This window comes from Stenotrophomonas sp. STEN030 (genome assembly GCF_056759995.1).
Genome location: NZ_JBRREB010000036.1, coordinates 39465 through 46510 on the forward strand (window position 1 = coordinate 39465; position 7046 = coordinate 46510).

The 7046-nt window shown below is 63.2% G+C and carries 7 protein-coding genes; 4 read left to right on the forward strand and 3 right to left on the reverse strand.

Annotated features, from left to right (window positions below):
- Positions 1-59: 59 nt before the first annotated feature.
- Positions 60-1187, reverse strand: a complete 1128-nt coding sequence (locus ACVOLR_RS13475; protein WP_481536878.1) for a fatty acid desaturase family protein — start codon at positions 1185-1187, stop codon at positions 60-62.
- A gap of 3 nt (positions 1188-1190) precedes the next feature.
- Entirely contained in the window at positions 1191-2243 is a 1053-nt protein-coding gene (locus ACVOLR_RS13480) for a ferredoxin reductase (protein ID WP_481536879.1), read from the reverse strand.
- Positions 2244-2336: 93 nt separating this feature from the next.
- On the opposite strand from ACVOLR_RS13480, the gene fabR reads away from it, so the two are divergent.
- A complete protein-coding gene (gene fabR / locus ACVOLR_RS13485) occupies positions 2337-2999 on the forward strand; it encodes an HTH-type transcriptional repressor FabR (protein ID WP_481513984.1) in 663 nt (220 codons plus the stop codon).
- 171 nt (positions 3000-3170) lie between these two features.
- On the opposite strand, the gene ACVOLR_RS13490 is transcribed toward fabR, so the two are convergent.
- Complete coding sequence (locus ACVOLR_RS13490) at positions 3171-4241, reverse strand: DUF1615 domain-containing protein (RefSeq protein WP_481536884.1); 1071 nt, start codon at positions 4239-4241, stop codon at positions 3171-3173.
- A 131-nt stretch (positions 4242-4372) separates the two neighbouring features.
- On the opposite strand from ACVOLR_RS13490, the gene ACVOLR_RS13495 reads away from it, so the two are divergent.
- From ACVOLR_RS13495 to ACVOLR_RS13505, 3 genes are all read left to right on the forward strand, one after another.
- Entirely contained in the window at positions 4373-5575 is a 1203-nt protein-coding gene (locus ACVOLR_RS13495) for a GGDEF domain-containing protein (protein ID WP_481536880.1), read from the forward strand.
- Positions 5576-5701: 126 nt separating this feature from the next.
- The gene (locus ACVOLR_RS13500; protein WP_481536881.1) at positions 5702-6478 is read left to right on the forward strand and encodes a HipA family kinase; all 777 of its coding nucleotides are present in this window, start codon (positions 5702-5704) and stop codon (positions 6476-6478) included.
- Positions 6456-6848, forward strand: coding sequence for a DUF3037 domain-containing protein (locus ACVOLR_RS13505; protein ID WP_481536882.1), 393 nt, complete (start codon positions 6456-6458; stop codon positions 6846-6848). The genes ACVOLR_RS13500 and ACVOLR_RS13505 overlap by 23 nt, the downstream gene beginning before the upstream one ends.
- The last annotated feature ends 198 nt before the right edge of the window (positions 6849-7046 follow it).

The window sequence follows — 7046 nt, forward strand, 5'->3', positions numbered from 1 at the left end:
CGCGACGCACCCGTTACGGGTAGCGTCGCGCATTTCAGGCATCAGCAGACTGAACTGACTTAGCTTGCTTCAGCCTGTGGTTCGCGCACCAATGGCCGTTCCGGCGCCGGCTTGCTCGGGAAGGCATGGCGTAGGATCCGCCACATCACCTGGCCGAACTGGCGCGGCAGCGAGCCGGTGTTGTAGTGCTGGCCGTAGCGCGCGCAGATATCCTTCACTTCCACCGCCATCGCCGCATAGCGGTTGGCCGGGATATCCGGATAGAAATGGTGTTCGATCTGATGGCTGAGATTGCCGGTCATCACGTTCATCAACTTGCCACCGGTCAGATTGGATGAGCCACGCAGCTGGCGCAGATACCAATGGCCGCGGCCTTCGTTGCGGATGCATTCCTTGGGAAAGGTTTCGGCATCGGCGGTGAAGTGACCGCAGAAAATCACCACATATGTCCAAACGTTGCGGATGATGTTGGCCGCCACATTACCCAGCAACACCGGCAGGAAGAACGGGCCAGCCAATGCCGGGAACAGCACGTAGTCCTTCAGGATCTGCAGCATCGCCTTGCGACCGACCGGGCGCGCCTGGTTCCACAGCTGCTTGAGGGTCATCTTGCCAACCAGCACGCGGCCGATGCGCAGATCCTGTATGGCGATGCCCCATTCGAACAGCAGCGCGAACACCACCGCCACAAACGGCTGGGCGAGGAAGAACGGATGCCAGCGCTGCTCCGGGAAGATCCGCAGCAGGCCGTAGCCGATGTCATCGTCCAGCCCGCGTACGTTGGTATAGGTGTGGTGGCGGAAGTTATGCGTCTTGCGCCAGTTTTCCGAGGTGCCAGCGATATCCCATTCGTAGGTCTTGCCCTGCAGCTGCGGGTCGCCCATCCAGTCGTACTGGCCATGGATGACGTTGTGCGCCAGCTCCATGTTTTCCAGAATCTTGGACAGCGCGAGCAGCAGCACACCGGCAATCCATGCCGGCACCAGCACGCTGTGCACGAATGCGCCCAGGAACAACAGCGCACGCCCAGCTACACCGGTCCAACGTACAGCTGCCACGATCCGACGGATGTAGCGCGCATCACTGGCACCGAGCAGGGCCTGATGCCTTGCGCGTACGCCGTCCAGTTCATCACCAAAGGTCTGCAGCTCGGCGGGAGACAGCACGCGGTTGTGCACGGAAGACATGACTTACAGCTCCAGGGTCAAATCGGTACTGGCGCTGTTGACGCACAGTTTGAGCGGAACAGACGGCTCGCTGGCGTAGTCGCCGGTCAAGGTATGGCGAGTGATGCCCGAGGTTTTCCCGCAGACACAGGTATTGCAGATACCCATGCGGCAGCCGCTGGCCGGCTTGATGCCGGCTGCTTCAAGCGCTGGCAACAAGGCAATGCCACGCGGCACGGTGAGCGTGCGGCCGGTTTTGAGCAGCTGTATCTGCACACTGCCCTGCTCAACTTCAGCCAGCTGCGGCGCGCTGAACGCCTCGCTGTCGAACTGTGCCACCTGCGCCTGCAGGCGAGCACGCGCGGCATCGACAAAGCCGCCGGGGCCGCATGCCAGCACATGCGCTGCGCCCAGATCGCCGAGACCATCGAGGTCATAACTACCCACGCGCGCTGCGGCCTCACCGGTCACCGCCAGGTGCAGACGGAACGACGGGTGACGCGCGGCAATGGCTTTGAATTCGTCAACGAAGCACAGCTGCTCGCGCTGACGCGCCCAGTAAACCAGATCGACCGAACCCGGCATGCCCTGCGCGTCCAGCTGGCGCAGCAAGGCGCGCATCGGGGTGATGCCGCTGCCTGCAGCCAACATCACCAGCTTCGGCGCCGGGGTTGCCGGCAACAACATCTCGCCGAAGGCCTGCCCCAACGCAAACACCTCGCCGATGGCTGCCTGTTCAGACAGGTACTGGCTCAGCTTGCCACCGGCAATGCGCTTCACCGTGATCGCAAGGCGGCCATTCTCAAGCAAGGCAGGACTGTAGCTGCGCGTGGTCAGGCGCCCGTCCAGCTCGGCACCCAGATTGACGTGTTGGCCGGCCTGCACGCCGCGGAAGTGGCGATTGGTATGCAATTCAAGGGTGACGGCATCGGTGCTGGCCTGGTGGCGCGCCACCAGCCGGGCCAGTGGCCGCCGCAGCGTCCACAGCGGATGCACCCGGGAAGACCAGAAATCAAAGAAGCCTTCACTCAACCAGGGGATCGGCGGTGGCGAGGTATTGCGGTAGACAGCACTCATGTCGCGCACTATACGGCCGAGCATACGACTGTGTATACAGTTGTATATTCCCAGTACAGGCTATGATTCACGCACCTGACCGGCCCGAGCCCCATGACAGCACGCGAACAGCCCCTGCCCGCACAAGACGACCTGCACCCGGCGCGCAAGGCTTCCATCTCGCGTGACGACCTGTTGGCTGCCGCTTTATCCCTGATCGGCCCGCACCGCAGCGTATCCACCCTGAGTCTGCGCGAGGTTGCGCGCGAGGCTGGCATCGCGCCGAATTCGTTCTATCGCCAGTTCCGCGACATGGATGAATTGACGGTTGCACTGATTGATCTGGCAGGTCGTTCACTGCGCACCATCATCGGCCAGGCGCGGTTGCGCGCGGCCGACAGCAATCGTGGGGTGATCCGCCTGTCGGTGGAAACCTTCATGGAGCAGTTGCGCGCCGACGACCGCCTCATGCACGTGTTGTTGCGCGAAGGCACTGCCGGCTCGGACGCGTTCAAGCACGCCGTGGACCGCGAGCTGGAGTATTTCGAGGAAGAGCTGAAAGCCGACCTTGTGCGGCTGGCCGCACTCGATGGTGCAACTCTGCACGAGCCTGCACTGGCTGCCAAAGCCATTACCCGGCTGGTGTTCGCGATGGGTGGCAGCGCGATTGATCTGCCCGAGCAGCGCGACCCTGAGTTGATCGAAGAGATGTCGCAGATGATCCGCATGATCATCACCGGCGCCCGCGCGCTGGCGCGGCATCCGGTCAAGGCCTGATCCAAGCCAACCGACTTTGCGGGGTTGTGGATTGTGGGACCGGCGTAAGCCGCGAAGCTGATGGTCTGCCCAATCACCGTTATCCCTGCGACTCCGTTGGCACCTGCTTCGCGGCTTACGCCGCTCCCACAAAGGTTTGTCGGTGACGCCGCTGCCGAGCATGGCTCGGCACTACCTTTGCAGGCATTGGCGGTAACGGTCGGCTACGCGGTTGGCGAACCACTCGGTGGTCAGTTCGCGGGTGATCTTGGGGCTGTCCAGGCGGATGCCGGGAATCAATGCGCGCGGCAAGGTCTTCCCGGCGCGCGCATCGGCCAGCGCGAACACCTGCGAATGCAACGCGCTGCTACTGAACTCCAAGCGATCCGACTGCGCAAGCGCACGGCGTATCTCACGCTCATCCATACCCAGTCGCGGCGCAAGCCTGCGCACTGCCAGCTCGGTCTGACCCGGCTTGTCGATGGGCGCATCCGGCACCAGCAGATCGCCGTCCAGCGCCAGCGACACGCCGGTCAAACTGCTCACCGCGCTCTGGAACGCGGCATTGCGACTGGCGTAGCGGCCCGCGTTGTAGTCGGCGAAACGATGCACCTTCTGCGTGTACGGCGTCTGGTAGTCGAGTAGATGGGCGATGCCGAAGTACACACCACCGCGCCGGGTGAACACTTCATCGCGGATGCTGCGCACCACAGGGTACGGGTAGTCCTGCGCATTGGCCTGCGCAAATGGAATGCTGACCTGCATCGCACCACCGGTCTGCACGGGATTCTTGCCGGCAAACAAACGCTGCCCCATCGGCACGCGACCGATGATCTCCTCGTACAACTCACTCAAATCACGTTCGCTTCGTACCCGCGCCAACTGCTCGCCGTAGCTGCGGCCATCACTGCCCTTGACCTTCAGACCTGCATCTACCAGCAGTTTCGGCACATGCATGGCCGCAGCACGGCGATCTATTTCGCCTCGCGCAATCCGCGGCAGATTGGGCACCTCGGGATTGGCGCGATAGCCAGACTCCTGTTCGATCACCGCCAACGTTGCGCAGATGTTTTCGACCGAAGGCTCGATGTGCTGCGCGTTGAAGGCCTCGCGGATATCGCCTGCCCAGCCAGCGCGATCGCCTACGGTCGCCGGAATGCGCCTCACGATCTCATCCTGCACCACTGCCGCCGATGGCCCCGGCGGGGACGATGGCAGCGTGCTGCAGGAGGCCAGCGCCAAGGCCGCAAGCAGGCTCAGCAGCGCCTGCGCTGCCGCTCCGGCACACCGCCGAGGGAAAACAACGCAGCTGCTGCTCCGACCATCGTATGTCGCCTGCCTACCCATATACTTTGCACCCTCGCCTGTCCAAATCGCCGAACGTGGCTTGACCCTTGAGCGCCACCGCTGAACAGTACTTCCCGCTTGTGGTCCCCGCCACCTCCCTGCTGTTGGGGTTGGCGCTGCTGGCCGGCTGGCGTTCATTGCGCGAACACCGCTACCTGCTGTGGTTGGCTGGCGGCTACATACTTACCGCGATCCCGCTGGCCGCGCAGATCCTGATGGACAACACTCAGCTGGCGATCTGGTCGCTGCTGACCGGTGCCTTGTACTGTGCGGGCAGCTGGGCCACTGCGCAGGGCTTTGCGGCCAGATCCGGCGGTAAGGTATCCGCGCGAGCCGCACTGGCCATCAGCCTCGGCACGCTGTTGGCGCTGTTCTGCTTCTCGCAGCTCAGTGATGTACTGGGCGCGCGCATCGTCTCCCTCAACCTTGGCATGGGGCTGCTGCTTGCGCTGGCACTGCCGACGCTGTTTGGCCGCGAGCAAGCGGACACGCTGTTCGAGCGCCTGCTGCGCCGGACCTACCTGTTGCTGGTGATGTACGCGATTCTGCGGCCCCTGCTGGCCTGGTTGCTGGCCGGCTGGTTCACCAGCAGCGGCTTGCCGCGCTCAGGGCTGTGGCTGTGGATGCTGGCCTTCAACCTTCTGCTCAATCTGTGGCTGCTGTTTCTGCTGCTGGGCGGGCTGGCCCAGCAACTGATGGGCGAACTGCGCCACGAGCGCAACCATGACCCGCTTACCCTGCTACTCAATCGCCGCGCCTTCTTCGAGATCGCCAACCAGCGCTTGCAACACAGTCCCAGCAACCACTGGGCACTGCTTGCCTGCGACGTCGACCATTTCAAACAGGTCAACGACACCTGGGGCCATGCAGCCGGTGACAACGTACTGCGCCAGGTCGGTGTACTGCTGCAACAGATGACGCGCCCGGGCGATCTGGTCGCGCGCTTTGGCGGCGAGGAATTCGTGCTGCTGTTGCGCTGTGCTGATCTAGCCACCGCCATCCGGATTGCTGAACGTATCCGCATCGGTCTCAGCGAGATGCGCTGCTCACCGGCGAAGCAGACCATGACCGCCAGCTTCGGCGTCACCTTGGTGGCAGCTGCTGATGATCTGGAGAGCGCGCTGGAGCGTGCAGATCTTGCTGTGTACCGGGCCAAGCACGAAGGGCGCAACCGGGTGATTGCCAGCCCATCTCAGGACGACATAGGCAGCCCTCACGCGAGCGAGCCAGCAAGCGACGCTCTGAGCTAAAGCTGAAGCTCCCTTGGCTGTGGCACGCATCTGAGCGCATGGACGCGCGAGCGCCTGCCGTCAGCCATACCACCGGGTGCGCCAGCTTTGCGCTAGGCTTGCCCTTCTTCCAGACAGCACATTCCCGTGAAAACCGTTCACGCCACCCGCTACATCACACCGTTGCGCGAAGGCGGCTCATTGCCAGCGGTGATCGAAGCCGATGACGACGGCATGTACGTCATCAAGTTCCGTGGTGCCGGCCAAGGCCCCAAAGCCCTGATCGCCGAACTGGTTGTTGGCCGGCTTGCGCAGGTGCTGGGCCTGCCGATGCCGGACATCGCCCTGGTTGAACTGGACCGCGAGTTCGCCCGCACCGAGCCCGACCCGGAAATACAGGACCTGATCCGTGCCAGCGAGGGCACCAATCTGGGCAGTGATTACCTGCCGGGCGCAATCAATTACGACCCTGCCGCGATGCAGCCCGATGCCGAACTGGCCTCGCGCATCGTCTGGTTTGATGCCTACACCAGCAACGTCGATCGCACCGCGCGCAATCCCAACCTGATGGTGTGGCACCGCAAGCTCTATCTGATTGATCACGGCGCGGCGTTGTACTTCCATCACGACTGGGAGAACGCCGGCGAAGCCTGTGGCAAGCCGTTCGTGTTGATCAAGGATCATGTATTGCTGCCGTTCGCCAGCCGCATTGGCGAAGCCGACGCGACGCTGGCTCCCTTGCTGACCGACGCAGTCATCGACGGCATCGTCTCGCAGATTCCGGACAGCTGGCTGCAGACCGAGCCCAGTTTTGCCGATGCAAGTGCTTACCGTTCGGCCTATGCAAACTATTTGAAGCGCCGCCTGCAATTGCGCGAAGCCTTCGTACAGGAGGCCATCCGTGCCCACGCTGCATACCTATGATTACGCCATCATCCGCGTGGTACCGCGGGTGGAGCGCGAGGAATTCATCAACGTGGGCGTGATCGTCTCCTGCCCCAGCGCTGGTCACCTGCAGGCCGCCATCGAAATTGATGTCGCGCGTCTGCAGGCGTTTGCGCCGCTGCTGGACCTCGCCGGCGTGCAGCCGTGGCTGGATGCTATTGTCGCAATCTGTCGTGGCGAGCCCGGTGCAGGGCCGATTGCACAGCTGCCGCCGCGCGCACGCTTTCACTTCCTGACAGCCAAGCGCAGCTCGGTGGTGCAAACTTCGGTTACTCATGTAGGTCGAACCGCCAACCCGGCCGGCATCGTCGAGCACCTGCTCGAACGCATGGTGCGCACACCGCGCTAAGTCACCGAAAGGCGCGAGTAAGCAATCGACACCTGTAGTGCCGAGCCATGCTCGGCTGGCGCTCTAGCGGCGGTGCCGAGCCATGCTCGGCTGGCGCTCTAGCGGTAGTGCCGAGCCATGCTCGGCTGGCGCTCTAGCGGTAGTGGCCCGCCAAACCACCCCCACGCCGTACACGCTAAACAACATCACCCCAATCGC